23 protein-coding genes are annotated in these 21,604 nt (G+C 56.4%); 12 read left to right on the top strand and 11 right to left on the bottom strand.

Annotation, left to right across the window (positions count from 1 at the left end; translation table 11 throughout):
• Positions 1-160: 160 nt before the first annotated feature.
• Positions 161-637 carry a Dps family protein gene (locus ACW17M_RS21570; protein ID WP_027958621.1) on the bottom strand — a complete coding sequence of 159 codons (477 nt, stop codon included), beginning with the start codon at positions 635-637 and terminating at the stop codon, positions 161-163.
• Positions 638-884: 247 nt separating this feature from the next.
• Entirely contained in the window at positions 885-2,018 is a 1,134-nt protein-coding gene (locus tag ACW17M_RS21565) for a glycerate kinase (RefSeq protein ID WP_027958622.1), read from the bottom strand.
• Between the two features lie 140 nt (positions 2,019-2,158).
• Between ACW17M_RS21565 and ACW17M_RS21560 the strand changes: the two genes are divergently transcribed.
• From ACW17M_RS21560 to ACW17M_RS21545, 4 genes are all read left to right on the top strand, one after another.
• Entirely contained in the window at positions 2,159-2,719 is a 561-nt protein-coding gene (locus tag ACW17M_RS21560; RefSeq protein ID WP_457548065.1) for a hypothetical protein, read from the top strand.
• Entirely contained in the window at positions 2,716-3,075 is a 360-nt protein-coding gene (locus ACW17M_RS21555; protein ID WP_041159408.1) for a hypothetical protein, read from the top strand. Before ACW17M_RS21560 ends, ACW17M_RS21555 begins: the two co-directional genes overlap by 4 nt.
• The gene (locus ACW17M_RS21550; protein WP_041159407.1) at positions 3,072-3,731 is read left to right on the top strand and encodes a DUF1007 family protein; all 660 of its coding nucleotides are present in this window, start codon (positions 3,072-3,074) and stop codon (positions 3,729-3,731) included. Before ACW17M_RS21555 ends, ACW17M_RS21550 begins: the two co-directional genes overlap by 4 nt.
• A gap of 79 nt (positions 3,732-3,810) precedes the next feature.
• The gene (locus ACW17M_RS21545) at positions 3,811-4,860 is read left to right on the top strand and encodes a nickel/cobalt transporter (RefSeq protein ID WP_009287464.1); all 1,050 of its coding nucleotides are present in this window, start codon (positions 3,811-3,813) and stop codon (positions 4,858-4,860) included.
• A 7-nt stretch (positions 4,861-4,867) separates the two neighbouring features.
• Here the strand turns inward: ACW17M_RS21545 and ACW17M_RS21540 are convergent, their stop codons facing one another.
• Positions 4,868-5,287, bottom strand: a complete 420-nt coding sequence (locus ACW17M_RS21540) for an HIT domain-containing protein (RefSeq protein ID WP_027958625.1) — start codon at positions 5,285-5,287, stop codon at positions 4,868-4,870.
• Between the two features lie 174 nt (positions 5,288-5,461).
• Between ACW17M_RS21540 and ACW17M_RS21535 the strand changes: the two genes are divergently transcribed.
• On the top strand, positions 5,462-5,593 hold the full coding sequence (locus ACW17M_RS21535; RefSeq protein WP_027958626.1) for an entericidin A/B family lipoprotein: 132 nt from the start codon (positions 5,462-5,464) through the stop codon (positions 5,591-5,593).
• A 109-nt stretch (positions 5,594-5,702) separates the two neighbouring features.
• Entirely contained in the window at positions 5,703-6,074 is a 372-nt protein-coding gene (locus ACW17M_RS21530; RefSeq protein WP_457548064.1) for an I78 family peptidase inhibitor, read from the top strand.
• A 6-nt stretch (positions 6,075-6,080) separates the two neighbouring features.
• Here the strand turns inward: ACW17M_RS21530 and ACW17M_RS21525 are convergent, their stop codons facing one another.
• Entirely contained in the window at positions 6,081-6,686 is a 606-nt protein-coding gene (locus tag ACW17M_RS21525; RefSeq protein ID WP_457548063.1) for a LysE family translocator, read from the bottom strand.
• 97 nt (positions 6,687-6,783) lie between these two features.
• Here ACW17M_RS21525 and ACW17M_RS21520 point away from each other — a divergent pair, with 97 nt between their 5' ends.
• Positions 6,784-8,178: an aminotransferase-like domain-containing protein gene (locus ACW17M_RS21520; protein ID WP_009287462.1), complete on the top strand. Its 1,395-nt coding sequence runs from the start codon at positions 6,784-6,786 to the stop codon at positions 8,176-8,178.
• A 1-nt stretch (position 8,179) separates the two neighbouring features.
• Here the strand turns inward: ACW17M_RS21520 and ACW17M_RS21515 are convergent, their stop codons facing one another.
• From ACW17M_RS21515 to ACW17M_RS21485, 7 genes are all read right to left on the bottom strand, one after another.
• Entirely contained in the window at positions 8,180-9,184 is a 1,005-nt protein-coding gene (locus tag ACW17M_RS21515) for a hypothetical protein (protein ID WP_009287461.1), read from the bottom strand.
• Between the two features lie 23 nt (positions 9,185-9,207).
• Entirely contained in the window at positions 9,208-9,735 is a 528-nt protein-coding gene (locus ACW17M_RS21510; RefSeq protein ID WP_457548062.1) for an acyl-CoA thioesterase, read from the bottom strand.
• 91 nt (positions 9,736-9,826) lie between these two features.
• Positions 9,827-11,137 (bottom strand): short-chain fatty acid transporter, encoded by a 1,311-nt coding sequence (locus ACW17M_RS21505; RefSeq protein ID WP_022522076.1) that lies wholly within the window; start codon positions 11,135-11,137, stop codon positions 9,827-9,829.
• 158 nt (positions 11,138-11,295) lie between these two features.
• Positions 11,296-12,594 (bottom strand): MATE family efflux transporter, encoded by a 1,299-nt coding sequence (locus ACW17M_RS21500; protein ID WP_041159403.1) that lies wholly within the window; start codon positions 12,592-12,594, stop codon positions 11,296-11,298.
• Between the two features lie 5 nt (positions 12,595-12,599).
• The gene (locus ACW17M_RS21495; RefSeq protein ID WP_008957577.1) at positions 12,600-12,848 is read right to left on the bottom strand and encodes a YfhL family 4Fe-4S dicluster ferredoxin; all 249 of its coding nucleotides are present in this window, start codon (positions 12,846-12,848) and stop codon (positions 12,600-12,602) included.
• 222 nt (positions 12,849-13,070) lie between these two features.
• Entirely contained in the window at positions 13,071-13,565 is a 495-nt protein-coding gene (gene coaD, locus ACW17M_RS21490) for a pantetheine-phosphate adenylyltransferase (RefSeq protein ID WP_027958630.1), read from the bottom strand.
• Positions 13,562-15,445: a beta-ketoacyl synthase gene (locus tag ACW17M_RS21485; protein ID WP_457548067.1), complete on the bottom strand. Its 1,884-nt coding sequence runs from the start codon at positions 15,443-15,445 to the stop codon at positions 13,562-13,564. The genes coaD and ACW17M_RS21485 overlap by 4 nt, the downstream gene beginning before the upstream one ends.
• Before the next feature lie 222 nt (positions 15,446-15,667).
• Between ACW17M_RS21485 and trmB the strand changes: the two genes are divergently transcribed.
• Genes trmB through glnE form a run of 5 tightly spaced genes read left to right on the top strand, consistent with a single transcriptional unit; the run spans position 15,668 to position 21,572 of the window.
• Positions 15,668-16,333, top strand: a complete 666-nt coding sequence (gene trmB / locus ACW17M_RS21480; protein WP_427770527.1) for a tRNA (guanine(46)-N(7))-methyltransferase TrmB — start codon at positions 15,668-15,670, stop codon at positions 16,331-16,333.
• Complete coding sequence (locus tag ACW17M_RS21475) at positions 16,330-16,659, top strand: DMT family transporter (RefSeq protein WP_022522081.1); 330 nt, start codon at positions 16,330-16,332, stop codon at positions 16,657-16,659. Before trmB ends, ACW17M_RS21475 begins: the two co-directional genes overlap by 4 nt.
• Before the next feature lie 9 nt (positions 16,660-16,668).
• Positions 16,669-18,144 carry a D-alanyl-D-alanine carboxypeptidase/D-alanyl-D-alanine endopeptidase gene (dacB, locus tag ACW17M_RS21470; protein ID WP_427770529.1) on the top strand — a complete coding sequence of 492 codons (1,476 nt, stop codon included), beginning with the start codon at positions 16,669-16,671 and terminating at the stop codon, positions 18,142-18,144.
• Between the two features lie 34 nt (positions 18,145-18,178).
• Complete coding sequence (locus ACW17M_RS21465; RefSeq protein WP_022522083.1) at positions 18,179-18,550, top strand: diacylglycerol kinase; 372 nt, start codon at positions 18,179-18,181, stop codon at positions 18,548-18,550.
• A 49-nt stretch (positions 18,551-18,599) separates the two neighbouring features.
• Entirely contained in the window at positions 18,600-21,572 is a 2,973-nt protein-coding gene (gene glnE / locus ACW17M_RS21460) for a bifunctional [glutamate--ammonia ligase]-adenylyl-L-tyrosine phosphorylase/[glutamate--ammonia-ligase] adenylyltransferase (RefSeq protein ID WP_427770531.1), read from the top strand.
• The last annotated feature ends 32 nt before the right edge of the window (positions 21,573-21,604 follow it).

The raw sequence follows: 21,604 nt of genomic DNA, 5'->3' as shown, positions 1-21,604 counted from the left end.
ACTCTTGTAACCCTGCTGTCCTTCTGCGTAGCGTTGCACTACTAGTAACTTGAACGCTTCATTATGTTTCGTCATGAAAAACACCCCAATCGTTGGATGAGCGTCCAACTTTTGGGGTGCAGTTCATAGACGGTGCCGTTCTTACATCAAAAGATGACGCTTACTTGCTTAAATAGGCGTTGAGCATCCAGATGGTTTTTTCCTGCTCGCGAATGTAGTCACCGGCTTGCGCCGCGGTACCTTCATCGTCGGCGTCAGAGGCAAGCGCCAGCAGCTCACGCTGCAGCTCAATGATCGTTTGGTAGCCTTTTAGCACGCCTTTGACGCAGGTGGTGCCATCGTGAACGTCTTTATCTTCCTGAATGCGCGACAGCGTTACGTAGTCGCTGTAGGCGTGTACCGGCTTGTGACCCAGGGTCAGGATGCGCTCGGCAACCTCGTCCACTTTGGTCAGCAGGTCGGTGTAGAACTCTTCAAACTTAGCGTGCAGCTCGAAAAAGTCGCTACCGCGAACATTCCAGTGGTAGCCGCGTACGTTCATATAGAAAATTTGGTAGTTGGCCAGCAGGTGGTTGAGCTTTTCGGCGAGTTGACTAGCGCTACCTTCGTGTAGGCCAATGCTGTTGGTGTCAGTCATATCCTGCTTCCTCTTTATGCCGCAGTGTTTATGCCACAGTAGGCGGCGGTTGATGCGTGCTTTCAGAATAGGGTGTAACTGTAGCGATGCAAAACAAGTTTTTTGCATCGCTGCCATAGAACTTTGCCATTAGATCTTTGAAATTAGCGCTTTGCCATTGGTGCTTCGACATTAAGCCACTTTCGTTACCCTTTGCTGATTTAATAGATGCTGGCGGCGAGAGCTTTTTTCAAGGTCTACATACATTTCAAGGTCTGTGTACCCACAGCCGAAGCAGGCTTTCACAGCGCACTTCCAGTAGCTCAGCGGTGCGCGCTAGTGCGTCAGCTAACGCCATGGGGCCATCGGCTAACGCGAAAGCGGCGGTGACGCCTTCATCAAAACAGGCTTGCCAACCATCGCCTAGGCTGCCCGCCAGCACGATGACGGGTTTGTGGAGACGTTTGGCGGCACGGGAAACGCCAATGGGCGTTTTTCCCGCCAGGCTCTGCCCATCCAAACGGCCTTCGCCGGTAATCACCAGGTCGGCACGGGCCAACAGCGAAGCCATGTCGGCCTGCTGCATAATCATCTCAATGCCGGGCTTTAGTGTGGCATTTAAAAAAGCCTTGGCCGCAAACCCCATGCCGCCCGCGGCCCCTGCACCCGGTAGCGTTCGATAATCATCGCCTAATGCATGAGCGCTGATATCGGCGAAGTGACCAAGCGCACGATCCAACTGCTCGACCTCTTCAGGTGATGCACCTTTTTGCGGGCCAAATACCGCGCTGGCACCACGTTCGCCTAGCAGCGGGTTGTCCACATCAACGGCGGCTTCCAGGCTAAACTTGGCTAACCGCGGGTCTAGTCCATCGAGTTCTAAGCTAGCCAATTGGTTAAGCGCCGCGCCGCCGGGGGGAAGCGGTTCGCCGCTCTGATCTAAAAAGCGCGCGCCCAGTGCCTGCAGCATACCGGCGCCGCCGTCATTGGTGGCGCTGCCGCCAAGCAGCAACAGCGCTTTTTCTGCGCCTTGATCCAGTGCCGCCAGCAGTAGTTCACCCACCCCAAAGGTAGAGGTGTGTAGCGCATTACGCTCGTCGGCCGCTAAGTGCTGTAATCCGCTGGCTTCAGCCAGCTCAATAAACGCGGTACGCTGGTCGCTCAGCCATCCCCAGGCTGCTTGACGAGGGCGACCCAGGGCATCTTGAACGTTTAGTTGGCGCCGCTCGGCACCAGTAGCAGCGATGAGTGCGTCTAGACTGCCTTCGCCGCCGTCCGCTAAAGGGCAGACTTGAACATGCGCCTCAGGTGCAGCGCGCTGCACGCCCCGCGCCATGGCAGTTGCGGCGTCTTGGGCGCTTAGTGCATCTTTGAAGCTGTCGGGGCAAAGCAAAACATTCATTAGCACGATCTCCGCAAAACGGTGTCTTCAATACGGTGTCTTCATTACCCTACAATGTCAGTTAAGTATGACCACCTTTGGCGAGCTTAGCGCGCTAGCCTGCGCCAAACCAGCGGCCTCGCCCATTTAGAGGGACTAATATGAAGTCGATACCCATAAGCTTAACCTGTCTGCTGGTACTTGCTGGCTGCCAAGTGGTTCCTGACCGTCTGCCCCAAGCGGAACCAGCGCCAGCGGCTTCGTGCTATTTCCCCGCCATCCATGAGCAGGCGCTGGAAACCAGCGTTGAGGTGCTCACCGAGTGGGGGTTTACCCTGAACTCTACCGATACTTCCCTGGGCTTGATCAGCGCCAGCCGCGAACGGCCACTGCACGGCTATTATGATCCTTACGATGATGCCTACAGCTATGGGCGTGGAATGCGCCTGTTTGGTGGTGTGGGCATAGGGCGCGGTGGTTCCGGTGTCGGTTTTGGCATCGGGGGGATTGGTTATGGCGGTGGCGTGGGCCAGCAGCCGGTGGAGGTGGAGCGTGTATCGCTATTGGTGGACGACACGCATATACGTATATCCCGAGATATTCGCCGCTTCGATCACTGGGGTGATCTGCGTGAATCCTACAGTGCCAGCAACGACGATTTCTGTCAGCGCTTTCAAACCAGTTTTACGCAAACCGTCCCTGCGACCGGGAGGCCGTTATGAGAATGCGCCACTGGTTGTTAATCGGGCTACTGGGTGGATTGGTTGGCTGCGCGACGACAACGCCTTTGGAACCCCGTGAACTGGTTTACGCTACCTCTTCAGAGGAAACCTTCCGCGAAGCCGTGGAATTGATGGTGGAGCAGGGCTATGTGGTACGCCATGCGGATCTGTCGTTGGGGCGCGCCGAGGCATCCCTTGCCCGCTGGCCGGAGTATCGCCTGCAACTGCAGGTAAGCGAAGAGGGCAGGGGCAGCCGCGTTAGTGTGTCGGCGCTGAAGGGAAGTCAGCCCTTGCCGCCCTATTTGCTCGACCCTTGGCTTGTCGCCTTGCAACATAAATTAGGTGTCGCGCCATGAAGTGGGCGGGTACCGCAGTAGCCGTTTGCTTGGGTATGAGTGGCTTTGTGGTCAGCCCCGATGCCCGTGCCCACCCTCACGGCTGGATCGACCTGAGTGTGCGGGTCATCACCGATGATCAGGGCATGGTGAGTGGCCTGCATCAAACCTGGCGGATGGATCCCTTCTACAGCCTGGTCGTTTTTGAAGAACTACAGCAGGTGGAAAACGCCAGTCTAGAGGAGGGGCTGGATCAGCTTGGCAAAGAGATTCGCGATAATCTCGCCGCGCAGCACTATTTAACCGAAGTGAGTATTAATGGTGAACGCCAGGCGTTGGGTGAGGTAAGCGAATATACCGCCATGGAGCGGGATGGGCGGCTTACCTTTATGTTTATCCTGCCGCTGGAAGCGCCCCAACCGCTGACAGATGCCATGCTTAGCTACCAAGTGTTTGACCCCACCTACTACATCGAAGTGGTGCACGAGGAGGAAGGTGGCCAGCCACGGGATGATGCACTGATACTTCACGGTGAGCCTGTCTGTGAGTTGTCTATTCTCCCCGCGGATCCCGACCCTGAGTTGGTGATGCAAGCGGCGCTGCTCGATAAAGATGAGAGTGGTGAGCCCGGCTTGGGGCGCTATTTTGCCGAAACCGGCCAAGTTGATTGTCGCTAGGCGCTGTTCGAAAACAGGCAGAGCCGTGCTATTTTATGGCCTTGTTACTTTATAACAGCTTTTTCGGTGGAGCGGTTAAATGTTTTTAACACGGCCCTTTACACGTCAATTAGGGTTAATGCTGGGTCTGCTGCTAGCCGCAGCAGTGCTCATCATCGTTTGGCAAGGCGGGTTTCAGAGCGTGAGCTATCAGCTACTTGGTTGGCAGCGTGATCTGCACCGTTCGCTAACGCTGGCGATTACCGAACTGTCGCGCACCCCCACCATGGCGACCTGGGTGAGCCTGCTAGGCATTAGCTTCGCTTATGGCGTCTTTCATGCCGCCGGGCCGGGGCACGGTAAAGCCGTCTTGGCGACCTACTTAGCCTCCCACGGCGGTGCGGTAAAGCGCGCCTTGGGGCTCTCTTTTGCTGCCTCCTTACTGCAAGGCGTGACCGCCATTGCGCTGGTCGTTGTGCTGGTTTACGGCCTAGGCTGGATAACCCGGCAGGCCATGGGTAGCGTTGCCTGGGTAGAGCAGGCTAGTTTTCTGCTGGTGGCGGCGTTAGGGGCGTGGCTATGCTGGCGGGCCGTCAAGCAGTTGCGGCGAGCCTATCAGCCGGAGCGAGCGGCTCATTCGCACAGCCCAGGCCATGAACATAATCAAGACCATGAACATAATCCAAACCACGAACATAGCCATGGTCATGACCACAGCCACTGTTGCGGTGGTGCTCACCATATTGAACCGCATCAGGCGTTAGATTGGCGTACGGCGATGATGACGGTCGGCGCCATTGGTATGCGTCCCTGTAGTGGGGCGGTATTAATGCTGGGGGCAGCCAGCTTGCTGGGTCAGTTTGAGGTGGGGGTAGCATCGGTAGTGGCCATGTCGATCGGCACTGGGATAACCGTATCAGCGCTTGCCCTGGCGAGCATTTTTGCCCGTGGCTGGGCGCAGCGGCGCTTATCCAAGCAGCAGTACAGCCAGCGCAGCGTACAAAAAGCCACCGGCTGGGTGGCCTTGGCCGGTGGTGCGCTGATAGTAGTAATAGGGATTTCGCTTAGTGTTGCGGGCGTCGCACAGCCTGCCAGTGGGCCGCTCCTCAATGAGCCACCTGCTCGTCAAGGCCACCCATTAACGGGGTAAAAGTCGTCTATATATCAAGCCCGTCGATAAGTGCCAGTAACTGATCCCGTAACTGCGCCTGGCCATCCAGGTCGTAGGGTTCGGGGCTGCCATTGCCCCATACCGGTGCCGGCCAGGTCGCATCGCTGTGCCGTCTAAGCACAACGTGTACATGCAGTTGGCTAACCACATTGCCTAGCGAGGCAATATTGATTTTGTCCCCCTCAAGCGCTGTTTTCATTGCTTCACCTAGCTGAGTGGCTTCCCGCCACAGCTGCTGCTGGTCGTCAGCAGGAAGCTCAAATACTTCGCTAATAGAGGCGTGGCGCGGTACTAGAATCACCCAGGGATAGCGTGCGTCATTCATTAATAGCACGCGGCTTAGCGGAAGGTCTGCGATGGGGAAGGTGTCGGCGGCAAGGCGTTCATCCAGCTCGAATTTGATCAAAGGATAGGCTCCGGGCAAGGGTTTAGGTAATTGCTAGTATAGTCGCCTCGAAGCGACGTAGGGAAAGCGAGCGCGATTGCCAAAACGCTGTTACCCTGAAAAAACTCCCAAGAGGCAAATGACGTTGCCAGTGGAGTTTCCCGATGTTGAATGACTCGTTAAGGAGAACGGAAAATGAAAAAATTATTGGCCATGAGCTTTATGCTGCTGATGACAGCGGGTGTTCTAACTGGTTGTAACACCATCTCTGGCGCTGGTCAGGATGTGCAAGAGGGCGGTAAAGCCGTCCAAGATGCCGCTGAATAATTAAGTAAGACTGTGTTTTAAAGCAAGTGGTATCCTACGGGCTAGGCTAACGCCCGGCCCGTTGGTTTTTATAACCGGTTTCCATGCCCCTATTTTTGGAGATTCAAGGATGAAACCCCGTATTACTCTGGCTAAGTTCGCTGCTGTTAGCGCTTGTGCACTGTTGTTAACGGCCTGCGTTAGTTCCCAAATGCCGATTTCCCCTGCCAACGACGACGTAGACGCAGCGCCACCGCCGCCAACGGTAGCGCCGAACGGTTCCAGTGGTGAACAGGCTGCCAGCTGTGATCTGGACGCTATTCAATCCGCTATCGGTGAGCCCTTCGACGAGGCTAACGTTTCGCAGTTACAAAGTGATAGCGGTGCTCGACAGGTGCGCGTGCTGCGCCCTGGTGATATGGCCACCATGGATCACCGCCCGGATCGCTTGAATATTCATCTTGATGATCAAGATGTTATTGAAGCGCTGCGCTGCGGCTAACGTATTTCATCCTAAAATCAGCACGACGCAGGCGGCGGTCAACACGCCCATGGTGATGTTGAACGCCCGCCATGCGGCATCTGTTTTGATCCACTGCCCAATCGCACTACCAAAGGCGGCCCATAGCGCAATACAGGGCAGCGCCACCATCTCAGCAAAGCCTGCCAGTAACAATGCATTAAATACCGGTTGGCCGCTTTCGGGTAGAAAACCCGCCATCAGCGCCAGTCCCATTACCCACGCTTTAGGATTGGCAAACTGAAACGCCGCTGCCTGCCAAAACGTAAACGGTATGCTATGAGCCTGTGCCTTAAGATTAGGCGGTGGGGCGCTGGCAATTTTCCAAGCCAAATAGAGCAAATACGCGCTGCCTATCCAGCGCAGTGCCGTTTGAATCGCCGGGTAGCGTTCAAACAGCACGCCCAAGCCCAACGCTATGCCCGCAAATAGCAAAAAGCAGCCGCCTAAAATCCCCCACATATGCGGCAGCGTACGCCTAAAGCCGAAGTTAGCGCCAGAGGCGGTAAGCATAACGTTGTTCGGCCCTGGGGTAAGCGTCATCGACATCATATAGAGCGCGGCCGGACCGAGGATTACCCATTCGCTATTCATTTATTGTATCCATACAATTTGGTGATAAGGATTGTTTTGTTGCCGCTTTTGCTAGCATAATGGGGTTTAAATTGACGTCAAAGGTTTTATTGTCACCATGACAATGTGGGTGCCTTCGCTAGCTGAATTTTCTGGTTCACGTTACCGCGCTATTGCCAGTGCCATTGAAGCCGCTATCCAGGCGGGAACACTACTGCCAGGGGAGCGATTGCCGCCCCAGCGCCGCTTGGCGGATGCGCTAGGTGTGACCATTGGCACGGTAACCCGGGGGTACGCTGAGGCTGAACGCAATGGCTGGGTGTCGGCACGGGTGGGTAGCGGCACCTATGTGAAGAGCCAAGACCAAAACAATGCTTTTAGCCTGACGTTTCCCGCTGACGAAACGGCCGGTGTGATCGATTTAAGCCTTAGCCTGCCACCGCCCCACCCGTTGCGGCAGACGCTGTTGAGCGAAGCGCTGGTCGCTTTAAGTCAATCCGGGGCAGCATTAGCACGTGGTGTTACTTACCAACAGGCCCAGGGGCGTCATGAGCATCGTGAAGTACTCGCTCGCTGGTTAAATACTTTGGGTATGCCGCTGATGGCCGATGAGCTGCTCATTACCCAGGGTGGGCAGCATGGCCTTAGTTTGGCGCTCAGCACCTTGCTAAGGCCGGGCGAGCTGTTGGCCGCTGATGCCTTGACCTATCCTGGTGCCATCAGCGCTGCGCAGCAGGGGCATCTAAAGTTGGTAGGCATTGGTCAAGACAGTGAAGGGATGCGCATGGATCTGCTTGAGGCGCAGTGTGCCCGGCAGCCACCTAGAGCGATTTATCTAACGCCGGAACAGAACAACCCCACCGGCGCGTGTTTAAGCGAATCGCGCCGCGAGCGACTGGTAACGTTGGCACGGCGCTACGATATCTGGCTGATTGAAGATGGCGTGCAGTATCTACCCGCTGAGCAGCGCGGTACACCCCTTTACAGGCTTGCGCCGGAGCGCACGCTGTTTGTGTTTAGTACCGCTAAAGTGCTGGCGGGGGGGCTACGAATTGGCGTACTGCGTGCGCCTAAAAGCTTGCACGAGCGGTTAGCGACAGGCCTTCGCGCTCAGAGTTGGATGGTGCCACCGCTAATGGTCGATGTGGTTTGCCATTGGATTAATCAGCCCGCGGCGGAAAAATTACTTACCTGGCAAACTCAGGAGCTCGCGGAGCGTCAGCAGTTGGCTGCCGAATGGCTAAAAGATTTTTCCTTAAGCGGGCGTTCGCACAGCAGCAATGTATGGCTTGCGCTGCCAGAGGGGAGCCGGGCCGTAGAGCTGTGTGAACGGCTACTGCAGCGGGGCGTTAAGGTCAGCAGCGCAGAGCCCTTTTGTGTCGGGAGCACGCCAGCGCCCCAAGCGATTCGGCTATGTGTTGGGGCCGCGGCGGATCGCAGTGAACTGATTCAGGCATTGAGTATCGTCGCCGCCTGTTTAACCGAGCGCCCATTAGCCCCTGTCACTTTGTGAATTACTCGTAGCGGTCTTTCCAGCCCTGGTGGCGCACCTGGTCTTTAAGCATTTCGAGGACGTCGTACAGCACCTGCTCGGTGACCCGATTGCTGCCTTCGTCAACCGTCAGCCAGGTGTCGAAGCCGCTGTCGGCGGTGCGCTCCACTAACTGCCTAAACTCATCCGAATGAATGCCTAGCAGCAGCTCATCGACTAGCCGTTGAGCAACGCCGCTGAGTGATGCTTCCATCGCGCTGGTGGCCTGCTGCCCCATGGGCAGGCGATTAAGGCGCTGAATCTCGGGGCTTTCCCGTAGCGTGCGGCTAACTAAATCACTGATTGCCGCCATAATGGATTGGCGGTTGTGCTGGTAGGCTTTGCCGATAGTGCTCTCTAGCCGCTGAGCGATCTCATGAATCAGCTGAGCTTTGCGGGGCATGATCACACGTTCAATCACGCGCTCGGTCAGCGAATCGCTGGCGCGTATCTGCTGCTGTACATTGCCCAATAGACGCAGGGCGATGCGGTCGGAAAGCTCCTCAAGCAGAATGTCGTAATACTTGGCCACAAATTGATAGATGTACCAGTGGGTAACATCAATAAGGCCGAGGCGATGCAGCCGATTGATTAACGATACAACGCGTAAAATACGCAGTAGCCGGAAGCCCGCGAGGGGAATGCAGCCCAGCACATCGTACCAGTGCACGAAGGGGTAGAAAAACCAGCGGTGGTAGCGCCGCTCGGCAATCGCGATTGACCAGCCCAGCAGTACGTCGGCGATAAAAAAGCTGACAAATACCAGGTCGATGGTGATAAAACGGCTATGAATCACGTCATCGTAGAAGGTGTGAAAACCGGGGGCGAGGTTGGCGATGCCCTGGTTAATAGGGTCAAGCAGAAACAGCGAATCAAACAGCAGTAGCGATAGATTAATCACCACTAGCGTCAGGATAAAAAAATCCCAACCAATATGGGCGTATTCAACCGCTTTAGGCAGGTGTGGATAGCGTTCCCTGGCGGGCATACGAACTCCTTGTCGTTGGGTCTTTAATGGGCCTGGGACTGGTAATGCTGCTGGGTCAGCAGTTCCTCTTTTTCTGCCTGTTTGCGTAATTTTTTGCGCAGTGCCGCCTTTTCAAAACGCAGTTCCTGGAGCGGTGTGGCCAAATTGAGCGGCGGTACGCTAGCGGGTTTACCATCAGCGTCCACCGCTACCATGGTGAGGTAGCAACTGTTGGTATGACGGATCAGCTTATTACGAATATCTTCAGCCACGACCTTGATGCCCACTTCCATCGACGAGCGACCAACATGATTAACGCTGGCCAGAAAGGTGACCAGCTCACCGACATGAATCGGCTGCTTAAACAACACTTGATCCACCGACAGCGTCACTACATAGTGGCCCGAATAGCGGCTGGCGCAAGCAAAAGCGACTTCATCGAGCTTTTTAAGAATTGCGCCACCATGGACTTTGCCGCTGAAATTCGCCATATCGGGCGTCATCAATACGGTCATGGAGAGTTCATGCTGCCCAGGTAGGGCAGCGTTCGCGCTGATCTCGGCATCTGTCATACGGTGCTCCTGCTGTTACTTGAGCCCAATAACGGCTGCCCGCTACTCATATGCTTGGCAAACTGAGCGACGGGCAGTCATTGGCGGTTGTTTAAAACCATACCAGACCGACGGAAATAATAATGCCGGTGATAAAAAGCTGAATCAGGCAGAAGCCCATAATATCTTTCGCCTTTAGGCCCGCAATGGCGAGCACCGGGAGTGCCCAGAAGGGCTGTAGCAGGTTAGTCCAGGCATCGCCCCAAGCCACCGCCATGGCAACCCGCGGAATATCGGCTCCTAAGGCCTGAGCAGCCGGTAGCATCACCGGCGCCTGAACTGCCCACTGGCCGCCGCCAGAAGGGACGAATAGGTTGACAATACCCGCGCTGATAAACGACCAGAATGGCAGTGTATTGGTGGTGGCAAAGGAGACCAGCCACTCGGACATGCTCTCTGCTAGTCCGGACTGCACCATGATGGCCATGATGCCCGCGTAAAATGGGAATTGGATGACAATCCCTGCACCGCCTTTAATCGCTTCGTGCAAGCTATTGAGCAGATTACGCGGCGTGCGGTGCAGCACAATGGCTAGGAACAGAAACATAAAGTTAACGACGTTAAGGTTTAAGCCGCCACCCCGTAGCAGGAAGTGATCAAGCAAGAACAGCAGCCCCGGCACACCGACCAGCAGGGCGAGGGTAAAGCTATTTTCCAGGCGTTCAGCAGGACGAGTAATGCGGCCAACCGGCTCGGGCTCTTCGTTCAGAACATTTGGGTCGACATAGACGCTATCCTTCTCGTCCGGCAGCATCATGCGGTTTACCAGTGGGATGGCAATAAATAGGCAGGCCACAATAGCGAGGTTGAAGAAGGCGAAAATCGTAGAGCCGGTACCAATCACTCCAATTTGATCGGCGGAAAAATGCCCTTCGGTAGCGATGGTTAGCGGGATTGAACCTGCCAAACCGCCGTGCCACACCACAAAGCCTGAGTAAGCACTGGCCACTAATAGCCGATAGTCAACGCGGATCAGCCGAGCCAGCTCTTTGGCAAATAGCGCACCGACCACAAGGCCAAACCCCCAGTTAATCCAGCTGGCCGCCAATGAGACCAGCGTCACTAGGATGATTGCACCGCCAGGGGATTTAGCAGTACCGGCTATTTTCTGCAGAATGCGTTTTACTGGCGGTGAGCTTGCCAGCATAAAACCGGTGACCAGCACCAGCAGCATCTGCATAGAGAACGTCAGCAAGCCCCAGAAGCCATCACCCCAGAAGCGCAGTACTGCCAGCGGTGTTTGCCGCTCAATGGCGATTGCGGCGGCCGAGGCAATTAATGTCAGCAATAGTACGAAAATATACGGGTCGGGGAGATAGCGCTCCACCAGCTTTACCGCCGGTTTTGAGATCATTTTAAGCATGGGATGCTCTCTTTATTCATTATTAGGAAGTGGCTAAGCAAGGTCTTGGAAGTGTAACGGCATAGCTAATATACGGGTGAGTACGGAAATTTTCACGTTGAAGCTGCCCGCTTAATCTTACGTTAGCGTAGTTGAGGTTAATTGCGCCTGTTTTAACGCTAATGGTTTAACCGGTAGGGGCGATGGTAGTGAAAATAGTAGTAGGCGATCAGCACCGCCGAGCGCACCAGCGTGAACAGCATAAACGCCAGCCAGAGCCCATGATTGCCCAATCCCTGGGTTAACCACCAAATGGGCAGATAGGCGGCTAGGCCAATAAAGATACTGTTACGCATTTCACGTACCGCAGTGGTGCCAATAAACACCCCATCAAGAAGGTAGCTCCATACCGCAATCAGCGGCATGACGACCATCCAGGGCAAGTACTGCGCCGCAGTTGCACGCACCTCTTCAAGGCCGGTGAGCAGCGCTATGAGCGCATTGCCGCCCAGCGCGAACAGCAGGGCGGCAGCGCCAGCCGTCCATAATGAAAATCGCGCGGCGGCGCGCACAGTGGCGGCAAATTCCTGCCAATCCTGACGGCCATAGGCGCGCCCAATCAGTGATTCGGCAGCGTGGGCAAAGCCGTCCAGGGCGTAGCTGGTGAGCATGATAAATTGTAGCAGCACAGCGTTGGCAGCAAGCACTGTGTCGCCTTGACGAGCACCCTGGGCGGTAAAGAACGCCATGGCAAACAGCAGGCCGAGAGTGCGCACAAATAGGTTGGCGTTGACGTTAAATAGGGCTGTGTAAGCTGCGAGTGCCAGCAGACGCTCGCGCAAAAAATGGCCATCCAGTCGGGTTAGCTGGCGTAGCACCAGGTAGCTGCCAAACGCTAGGGCACTGTAGTCAGCGATTACGCTCGCCCAGGCCACGCCGTTGCTGGTCATTCCCAGACCCACCACAAACCATAAATCCAGCACGATATTAACGCTGTTGGTGAGCAGTAGAATCATTAGCGTAACGCGGGAGTTCTGTTGGCCCAAAAACCAGCCCAGAATGGCGTAGTTGGCGAGCACCGCCGGTGCAGACCAGAGGCGTATATGGGCGTACTCGCGGGCTAAATCGGTCGCTACTTCACTACCATCTAAGAGCCATAAACCGAGCGTAATCAGCGGCGAGGCAAACACAATCAGCAGGCTACCAATCACCAGCGCCATGATCAGCGACTGCCCCAGCAGGTTGCGCACGTCTGTATCGCTCTCGCGCCCCATGGCTTGGGCGACTAGCCCCGTAGTACCCATGCGCAAAAAGCCAAACCCCCAATAGAGGAAGCTAAACAGTGTGGCGCCGAGGGTAACGCCGGCTAAGTAGCGGGAGTCGGGCAAGTGCCCGACCACAGCGGTATCCACCAACCCGAGCAGTGGGACGGTGATATTGGAGAGGATGATTGGCCAAGCAAGGGCCCAAATCCGCATTGGGTTTAGGCGGCAGTGATGATGCGGTACTTCTTCATCAACTGTTCTTGGCTTTCGTGGCGTTCAGGGTCAAGCGGAATGCAGTCCACCGGGCAGACCTGTTGGCATTGAGGTTCGTCATAGTGACCGACGCACTCGGTGCATAGATTAGGGTCAATGACGTAGATCTCCTCACCGGGGGAGATCGCATCATTGGGGCATTCGGGCTCGCAGACGTCGCAGTTAATGCACTCGTCGGTAATCATCAGGGCCATGGGCATACCTCGCAGATGGCATTAACACTCGGGCTTTGCACGAAAACTGCTTGCGCTCGTCCATACGTTGTTAAAAATCGGCTCAAAATACTCATTTACACCCTGTAAACTCCGTTTTTTCGCCGATTTTTGCCTAGTCTGGCCTTCGCTCAGCGACTTTTCGTACAAACCCCTAGGGTATCAATAGCAATACCTGAGTGTTTTACTCAACAATGGCGTTGGCTAGCTAGTGTAGTGGTTACGCAGCGCTTCGGCGACCTGAGGATGCACCAGGGGGGAAATATCGCCGCCAAGCTTGGCAATTTCGCGCACGATGGTTGAAGAGATATACGAATTTTGTACCGCGGGGGTTAAAAACACGCTCTCCAGCTCCGGGTTTTGTGCGCGGTTCATATTGGCCAACTGCAGCTCGTACTCAAAGTCAGAGACCGCGCGCAGGCCGCGCAGAATGATTGTCGCACCCTGTTCGTGCATCATGGTTGTGAGCAGGGTCGAGAAGCCGATCACCTCAACGTTGGGCAGCGGCGCGCAGACCGCTTTCACTAAGCTCATGCGCGTTTCCAAGTCGAGGTGGGGGCTTTTGCCAGGGCTTGCCGCCACCGCGATGACCACTTTGTCGAACATCCGTGCGCCGCGCTCGATCAGGTCAAAATGGCCATTGGTGATAGGGTCGAAGGTGCCGGGGTAGACGGCGATATTCAGTTTGCGCGTGGTCATTCCTCGCTCTCCTCGTCCAGGCAGCCAAACGGGTTATCGCTGGTTAAGGAGACGGCGTGGTCGTAACCGGGGATATGAATCCGGTCAGCGTGAATATCCAGCTCTGGGCCCTCCAGCACCGCTTCACCAAACTGATAGCGTGGAGCGTAGTGGCCACGGTCTGCCTGGGCCAAGTAGGCCGCTGCCGCTTCGCGGGTGGTTTCGCGACGGGTTTTCCAGGCGTTCACCGCCGCCGCGCCGTGGCGCTGCGTCAGCAGGCGTTCGGTCACCGCAGGTGAAAGCACCACGCCGGTGGCGTTGTTGCCGCCGAAGCCCTTGGCGTTAATAAAAGCAGCGTCCGCGCGAAAAGTTTGTGCCGTTTGAGAAAAGCGCAGCCGCTCAGCATAGACATCGTCAGCCACCGTATCCAGCGTGGGAATGCCCGGCAGCAAGTCGTGGGCAAAACTACCCAGTGCGCTCGCCAACTGGTCGCCCGCCGCGGAGCCTTGTGAGTGGCCAATAAAGGCTTTAATCGCCACTACGGGCCAGTCGCTAATGCCGTTGGCGCGGGCAATTTCGTCGAACACATGGGATTCGGTAATGCGGTTTTTGGGTGTGCTGGTGCCGTGAGCGTGCAAAAAGCTGCGCTCTTTAAGGGATTTTTCGCCCAGCATATCGCGCACCAACGCAGTCGCTTTGCCGAGGGTGATGTAGTTGCCGATGCCCGGCGCCGAAATCGAGCGCTTGTAACCATCGGCATTAACGAACACATCAGGCACCGCACCGAGAATATCCGCGCCGACTTCCAACGCTAGGGCATCGTCCATCAGCAGCACGAACTGGCTGGCTTCCGCCATGGTAAAGCCACAGTTGCGCGCAAACGGACGGCAGGCGCGCTGATAATCGCTGTCGGTGAGCAGCTCCAGAGCATCCAGGGCTTTCAGACCGGCGTCGTCAGCCAGCGCCCCCATGGCCCGGAAGCCCTCAATAATCTCCGGGGTGATGGGGGCATCGGCGGTACCCACCATCACCACACGGCGGCGTCCGGCGCGAATGTCATCAATACCCAGGCGCAGGTTATAGAGAAAGCTGGCGCAGGCGCCTAACGCTGCGCCGGTGCCACCTACGCTACCCAGCACATAGGCATTCAAAAAGTCGGCGGGCATCTGACCATAGCCCAGGGGCATCTGCTTGGAGGTGGCGCGTTGACCACTCACCAGGCTTTTCAGTAAGCCGCCCCAGCCTTGATCGTCTAGCTGGCCAATGGAGTTTCCGGCGTACACGGCAATATGATCTGGATTCAACTGCTGGCGCAGCATCTCCCAGGAGAGACCGCTGGCGCCCAGGCAGTCGCTGGCGCCAAATACCGCCAGCGATAGCCCGCGGGGGTGGTGCACGCTGCGGTAGAGGTTTGCGGGGTCAAAGCCGCTGGGTAGCTGGGCCGCCGCGCGTACCTTGGGTAACTGCGCGTCGGGAAGCAGTACCTCTAACACCCCTGCAGGTACGCTCACCTCTACCTCGCGGGCATCAATGTCGCGCACCTGCCAATCCTCCGGCAGGTGTTCGGGTAACTGGCGGCGTCGCAGGGTAAAGCGTAGCGGCTCGGCCAACTGCATGCTGGCTTGCCGGTTTGACGGCATGCCAGGGTCGAGAAAGCGCGGGTCTTCGTTGCGTCGGATCAGGGTGTGGTTCAGCACCTGATCGCGCAGCGACTGCGCTGGGGCCTCTACGGGCTGACCTTGACTATCGTGCCACCCCTCTTCGGAGTGCTCGACTAAACGCATAAGCGCGGCCAAGCCTTCCAGTGTCTGGCGTTGCTGGTCAGCAGGAAGGGCATCAAGCACGGTGCGGCGGAAGGCCTGATGGCCAGAGGTTCTGCCAGCGGGATTGATGCCGCCCATGCCGACAATCACCGGTAAGTGTGACAAGCCGGGTTCCTCGTGGTGCGGTGGTGGTAATAACAATTATTGGCAAAAGTACTCGGTATATGATGCCTAGTACCCTGCGCTTAAATAAGTACGCTAAGAAGCACGTTATGCGTGATCATAGCACCGGCTGAGCAACGGCGTCATGCCGCAAGCGTTCGAGACTGATAGAATCACGCTTTTCAGCCGAGTAATGGCATGCAGCATACTTCTCGACCAGTGGTTTCTAATCAGCCAGGCCCACATCAGGATCTTGCCCGACGAGTGAGTCGAGCGTTAACGCATCCGCTACGGAAACCAATCGCCGAACACACGCAGCGCAGTTTCGCCCTGGCGGCGGAGTGGTTCGTGGGCCGTCAGGCACCGTTGATACTCGATTCGGGCTGTGGCGTGGGGATATCGACCCGCCAACTGGCGAGGCAGTTCCCTGCCCATGCGATAATCGGCGTGGATCGCAGCGAGGATCGTTTGGGGCGCGACCACGGCCAGTTGCCTGACAATGCGCTGCTGGTAAGAGCGGATCTGGTCGACTTTTGGCGCTTGGCCTATCAGGCTGGTTGGGCGCCAGAGCATCACTTTCTCCTTTATCCGAACCCTTATCCCAAGGCGGGGCACCTAAAAATGCGCTGGCATGGCCATGCGGTTTTACCCACACTGTTGGCGCTTGGCGGGCGCCTTGAGTTGCGCTCCAACTGGTCCCTCTACGTTGAAGAGTTTGCTTTGGCAGTGGCACAGGTAACCGGCAAACAGGCAGCGGTGACTGAAATTGCGCCTAAAGGGGACTATTTAACCCCTTTCGAAGCTAAGTATGCTCGAAGTGGCCAGGCTCTGTGGCGTTTATGCGTTGAGTTGGAGCGAACATGACGTTTGTCTATTTGGTGTTGGCGATTGTGGCCGAAGTGATCGCCACGAGCGCCTTAAAAGCCTCCATGGGTTTCACGCGCCCGCTACCCAGCGTGGTGGTGGTAGTGGGTTACGGGTTAGCTTTTTATTTGCTCAGCCTGGTGCTGCGCACGCTGCCGGTAGGGGTTGCCTATGCGATTTGGGCAGGCCTGGGCATTGTGCTGGTCACCCTGGTCGGCATAGTGGTATTCGGTGAGAAGCCTGATTTGCCGGCGGTGATAGGAATTAGTTTGATAGTAGCAGGCGTGGTCATGCTGCAAATGTTTTCAAAAATGAATGTGCATTGAGGAGCTGTAATGGGGTGTTTTTTTGCTGTTAAGCGCATGCAACGCTGGTCGCTGGTGACAGGTGTAGCCACATTGGCGCTGTGTGCCAGCACCAGTCTGTTCGCCGATTTCAATCGCCTGGGCCAACTGCAGAGCAAAGGCTTTTCGATTAGCGCGGAAGCACGTCTTTTGGATGCCGATGCAGGCGCCAATGCGTTGTTGGGCAGCATCACCCCGGATCGACAGCTGTCGCCCGCTTCGGTCACTAAAGCCTACTTGTCGGCGGCGGCGCTAAACCGTTTTGGCCCCCAGCACCGCTTTACCAGCCAACTGGTCAGCTCCGCTAGCATTGAAAATGGGGTGTTACGCGGTGACTTGGTGTTTGAGGGCGGCGGGGACCCGGGCCTAACCACTGAAAACCTTTGGCGCCTGGTGCAGCGTTTGCACTTAGCCGGGGTGCGTGAGGTAGAGGGGGCGTTGGTGGTCAGCCAGTGGCGCTTTGGTTCAGTGGACTGTATTACCACTGACCGCTGTAATGCCCTGACTCGGGTTGCCAATGCCTATAGCGCGCCGCTCTCCTCGGCTGGCGTTAACTTTGGTAGCTGGTGCGTTAATGTCGCGCCAGCGGCGAGCGCGGGTGAGCCCGCCCAAGTGGGGCTATGCGATAGCCAGACGTCGCTGATCACCATTGATAACCAAGTAATCACTCGCCCCGCCAATAGCGGTACTGAGATTAGCGCTGAACGAATTACCGATGAGCGTGGCGACGTGATGCGCTTGACGGGGCAGATCTCCACCAACGCCACTGCACGCGATGTCTACCGTGGCGCAGGGGATGCCGCCGAAACAACCGCGCAAGTGCTAATGGGCATGTTGAACCAGGCGGGTATACAGGTACGCGAAGCGTGGCGCGTTAGCTCGTCTCAGCCGCCTAGCAGCGCCCAGCGTCTGGCGGCGGTGGACAGCCAGCCACTGCAAGAGCTATTGCTGCGCATCATGAACTACTCCAATAACTATATGGCCGATGTGCTGGCGCTGGATCTCGTCGAGACACCCCAGGCACAGCTACGCCAGGCGGGCCAGGCGATTGAAACTTACGCCCACAGCCTGCCCGGGCACGGGCCGTTAACACTGTATAGTGGCAGCGGGCTGACCACTGAAAACCGTACATCTGCTCAGGGCGTTAACGTAATGCTGGAGGACATGTTTCGTCAAAGTAGCCTGTTTCCCAGCTTTGTGGCGGCCTTTCAGTCACCCGCTAACGGGGTAATGCGCTTCATTCGGCGAGGTTCCTCCACGTTTCAAAACAATGTCATGATCAAAACCGGCACGCTTAACCAACCTTTTGCAGTACGCGCCGCGGCGGGCTATTTTCGCACTGCGCAAGGGCGCTGGGGGGTGTTTAGTGTCATGGTCAATGGTAACGGCAGTACGCCTTATTTAAGCTGGACTGAAGTGCTGGATCCGTTGTCACAGGATCTAGAAGCAATGATGTTAGCGAATTGAACAAACTCTACGCTCACAAGGTGAGGCGATCTGCATGAAACCTGGGCATACCGGTTTAACACATTTGGTTCACTCCACGCGCTATTCGTGGAAAGGCCTGAAAGCGGCGTTCAGAAACGAGGCGGCTTTCCGTCAAGAGGTCGGCATTACGGTAGTACTGCTGCCGCTTGCCTGGTGGATCGGTGAAGGACCTATCAGTTGGCTACTGCTAGTGGGTAGTCTGTTTTTTGTACTGATAGTGGAGCTGCTTAATAGTGCGATTGAGAACGTGGTGGATCGGATTGGTACCGAGCACCATGAGCTTTCAGGGCGGGCCAAGGATATCGGTTCGGCGGCGGTGATGCTGTCGCTGATCATGGCCGGGCTTACCTGGGGGCTATTGGGCTGGGAAAAATTCTTTAGCTAAGCAGGTAATTGAAAGCGAACGTTTTTGACGCGCTGTCAGCGAGGTAGTTATGCAAGTGAACGACGATTTCTTACCGTTGTCGACGCTGCCAGCGTCGTTACATACCGCCACCCAATCCGCCTGGAAGCGGCTACGCGAGGCGCTTGCTCAAGCCGATAATGTCGCCGAGATGACCAAGCAGGAATTGCCTTCCAGTAATTGGCAAGGGCTTTCGGAGCAGCGTCGCGAGGCGCTTGCTAGAGTATTGACCATCTCGACCTTCGCGCTGGATACCTTGGTTCGCTACCCCCAGTGGTTGACCGAGTTGGATATTGCCGGTGAGTTGGACGTAAACCCAGGTCGAGATGAGCTGGCTAGCTGGCTGAGTGAGTCACTTGAGAGTGCCGAAGACGAAGAGGCGATGCAGCGGGTAATCCGCCGTTTTCGTCGCAAGCGTATGCTGGGGATTATCTGGCGTGACCTTAACCGTGCCTCTGGCCATAGCATGTGGAGTACCGCCACGGCGGTGTCTGAGCTTGCCGAAATATGCTTGGAAGCGGCATTAACCTGGCTTGAACGTTTTTACGCGCCGCGTTGGGGCTTACCTGCCCCACGTAAAGACGGCACGCCCCAGCGTCTGGTGATTCTGGGTATGGGCAAACTAGGTGCTGGGGAGCTGAACCTCTCTTCCGATATCGATCTGATCTTTGCCTTCCCTGAAAAAGGTGAGACGCAAGGTGGGCGCAAACCGTTAGAGCACCAGGAATACTTTACCAAGCTGGGGCAAAAGCTGATTGCCGCCCTGGATGCCATGACCGCCGATGGCTTCGCCTTCCGTGTCGATATGCGCTTGCGGCCTTTGGGCGACGGCGGGCCGCTGGTGGGCTGTTTTGCCATGCTCTCTAGCTACTACCAGGATCAAGGCCGCGAATGGGAGCGTTACGCCATGCTCAAGGCGCGCCCGGTCGCGGGGGATCTGGACGCGGGCGATGAGCTGTTGGCCGGGCTGCGCCCCTTTGTGTATCGCAAATACCTGGATTTTGGCGCCATTGAGTCGCTGCGTGAACTGAAAGCGATGATCAACCGCGAAGTGAAGCGCAAAGGCATGCAGAGCAATATCAAACTTGGCTCCGGCGGCATTCGTGAGGTTGAGTTCGTCGTGCAGGCGTTCCAACTGATTCGCGGCGGCCGCGATACGGAGCTGCAGGTGACATCGCTAAAAACGGCGCTCAATCGTTTGCCCGAGCTGGGCCTGTTGCCGCAGGAAGTGGTCGATGAGCTGCTGCCTGATTATGCTTTTCTGCGCGATGTCGAACACGCTCTCCAAGCACTGGAAGACCGTCAGACACAGACCTTGCCCAGCGATGATGCTGATCGTGAACGGGTAGCCTTCGCCATGGGGCATGAAGATTGGCCGGGGTTGATAGCCCAGCTTGACGAAGTGCGCGAGCGGGTGCGCCAACACTTTGATGCCGTGATTGCCGACCCCGAAGAGGATGTCGATGAGGCCAACGATGATAGCCAGCTTGGCTTGGCTCAGTGGCGGCTTATTTGGCGCGGCGAGTTAGAGGTGCCGGAGGCTACCGCGCACCTTTTTGATGCGGGTTTTAACGAGCCAGAAAAAGCCTTGAAGCGGCTGCATAGCCTTTATCATTCTCGGCAAGTGCAAAGCATGCAGCGGATTGGCTTCGAGCGCTTGGATGCGTTAATGCCGCTGCTGTTGGATGCGGTGGCGGGCAATGAAGCACCGGATACCGCGCTTGAACGGGTACAGCCGCTGATTGAGGCCGTACTGCGGCGTACAGCTTACCTTGCGCTGCTGCGCGAAAACCCCCAGGCGCTCGAACACCTGATGCGCTTGTGCGCCGCGAGCCCCTGGATAGCTGAACAGCTGTCGCGTTATCCCATTCTGCTCGACGAGCTGCTGACGCCAGAAACGCTGTATACCCCCGCCGATAAAGCGCGCCTTGCCGATGAGCTGCGCCAAACGCTGAATCGTTTGCCAGAGGATGATGAAGAGGCCCAGCTAGAGGCATTGCGCGTTTTTAAACACGCTCAAACCCTGCACGTAGCGGCGTCGGATATCGTGGGTACTCGGCATCTAATGAAAGTAAGCGATTACTTAACCTATATCGCCGAAGTCATTCTCGATGCCGTGTTGGCGATGGCGTGGAAGCATATTACCCGCAAGCACGGTGTTCCTGAGGGGCTGAATGCCGGGGAAGCGGCTTTTCTGATCGTTGGTTACGGCAAACTGGGCGGCATTGAGCTGGGCTACAGCTCCGATTTAGATCTTGTTTTCCTTCACGATAGCGATGGTCAGGGCACAACTGATGGTCCACGACCCATTGATACGCCAGTGTTTTTTACCCGTCTGGGACAGCGTATTATTCACCTGCTCACCGCGGTAACGCCCACCGGCACGCTGTATGAAGTGGATATGCGCCTGCGGCCTTCGGGTAATTCAGGACTATTGGTGACATCGCTTAAAGCCTTTGCCGAGTATCAGCGTCAGAATGCCTGGACCTGGGAGCACCAGGCATTGGTGCGCGCCCGGGTGGTGGCGGGGAGCGATTCGCTGGCCGAGAAATTCAGTCAGTTACGGGGCGATATTCTAGGTGGTGAGCGAGATAAAGCTGCACTGCGTGAAGAGGTGGTCAAGATGCGTCAGAAAATGCGCGACCATCTGGGCAGTAAAACCACCAGCAATACCTTTAACGTCAAACACGATGCGGGCGGTATGGTGGATATCGAGTTTCTCTGCCAATACGCGGTGTTAGCGCTTGCTCACCAAACGCCTGCGTTACTTACCTACAGCGATAATATCCGCATTCTAGAGAGCCTGACCGAGAGTGGGCACTTACCAGCTGAAGAGGCAGAGCGTCTTCGCGAGGCTTATCTGGCTTATCGCAGCGCTACGCACCGAGCGGCGCTCACCGGTCAGAAAGCACTCAGCGATGGTGAGGAATTCCGTGCGCATCGCGATATAGTCACCGCGCTCTGGCAGCGCTTTCTTGAACCTTCCACCGCCGATAACCGCTAGTCAGACGGTAACCAGGACGCAACAGTGATAAC

The organism is Vreelandella sp. 2A-K22, assembly GCF_054065485.1.
Note: the sequence above shows the minus strand (reverse complement) of the source record. Positions and strands in the feature narration are given on the sequence as shown.

Excerpts from the sequence above, each read along its gene's own strand:
- ACW17M_RS21465 (WP_022522083.1), top strand. The coding sequence starts at position 18,179 with ATGAAACCTGGGCATACCGGTTTAACACATTTGGTTCACTCCACGCGC.
- ACW17M_RS21475 (WP_022522081.1), top strand. The coding sequence starts at position 16,330 with ATGACGTTTGTCTATTTGGTGTTGGCGATTGTGGCCGAAGTGATCGCC.
- ACW17M_RS21525 (WP_457548063.1), bottom strand. The coding sequence starts at position 6,686 with ATGAATAGCGAATGGGTAATCCTCGGTCCGGCCGCGCTCTATATGATG.
- trmB (WP_427770527.1), top strand. The coding sequence starts at position 15,668 with ATGCAGCATACTTCTCGACCAGTGGTTTCTAATCAGCCAGGCCCACAT.
- dacB (WP_427770529.1), top strand. The coding sequence starts at position 16,669 with ATGGGGTGTTTTTTTGCTGTTAAGCGCATGCAACGCTGGTCGCTGGTG.
- ACW17M_RS21545 (WP_009287464.1), top strand. The coding sequence starts at position 3,811 with ATGTTTTTAACACGGCCCTTTACACGTCAATTAGGGTTAATGCTGGGT.
- ACW17M_RS21570 (WP_027958621.1), bottom strand. The coding sequence starts at position 637 with ATGACTGACACCAACAGCATTGGCCTACACGAAGGTAGCGCTAGTCAA.
- ACW17M_RS21510 (WP_457548062.1), bottom strand. The coding sequence starts at position 9,735 with ATGACAGATGCCGAGATCAGCGCGAACGCTGCCCTACCTGGGCAGCAT.
- ACW17M_RS21535 (WP_027958626.1), top strand. The coding sequence starts at position 5,462 with ATGAAAAAATTATTGGCCATGAGCTTTATGCTGCTGATGACAGCGGGT.
- ACW17M_RS21560 (WP_457548065.1), top strand. The coding sequence starts at position 2,159 with ATGAAGTCGATACCCATAAGCTTAACCTGTCTGCTGGTACTTGCTGGC.
- ACW17M_RS21505 (WP_022522076.1), bottom strand. The coding sequence starts at position 11,137 with ATGCTTAAAATGATCTCAAAACCGGCGGTAAAGCTGGTGGAGCGCTAT.
- ACW17M_RS21485 (WP_457548067.1), bottom strand. The coding sequence starts at position 15,445 with ATGGGCGGCATCAATCCCGCTGGCAGAACCTCTGGCCATCAGGCCTTC.
- ACW17M_RS21565 (WP_027958622.1), bottom strand. The coding sequence starts at position 2,018 with ATGAATGTTTTGCTTTGCCCCGACAGCTTCAAAGATGCACTAAGCGCC.
- ACW17M_RS21520 (WP_009287462.1), top strand. The coding sequence starts at position 6,784 with ATGACAATGTGGGTGCCTTCGCTAGCTGAATTTTCTGGTTCACGTTAC.
- ACW17M_RS21530 (WP_457548064.1), top strand. The coding sequence starts at position 5,703 with ATGAAACCCCGTATTACTCTGGCTAAGTTCGCTGCTGTTAGCGCTTGT.
- ACW17M_RS21495 (WP_008957577.1), bottom strand. The coding sequence starts at position 12,848 with ATGGCCCTGATGATTACCGACGAGTGCATTAACTGCGACGTCTGCGAG.
- ACW17M_RS21550 (WP_041159407.1), top strand. The coding sequence starts at position 3,072 with ATGAAGTGGGCGGGTACCGCAGTAGCCGTTTGCTTGGGTATGAGTGGC.
- coaD (WP_027958630.1), bottom strand. The coding sequence starts at position 13,565 with ATGACCACGCGCAAACTGAATATCGCCGTCTACCCCGGCACCTTCGAC.
- glnE (WP_427770531.1), top strand. The coding sequence starts at position 18,600 with ATGCAAGTGAACGACGATTTCTTACCGTTGTCGACGCTGCCAGCGTCG.
- ACW17M_RS21515 (WP_009287461.1), bottom strand. The coding sequence starts at position 9,184 with ATGCCCGCCAGGGAACGCTATCCACACCTGCCTAAAGCGGTTGAATAC.
- ACW17M_RS21555 (WP_041159408.1), top strand. The coding sequence starts at position 2,716 with ATGAGAATGCGCCACTGGTTGTTAATCGGGCTACTGGGTGGATTGGTT.
- ACW17M_RS21500 (WP_041159403.1), bottom strand. The coding sequence starts at position 12,594 with ATGCGGATTTGGGCCCTTGCTTGGCCAATCATCCTCTCCAATATCACC.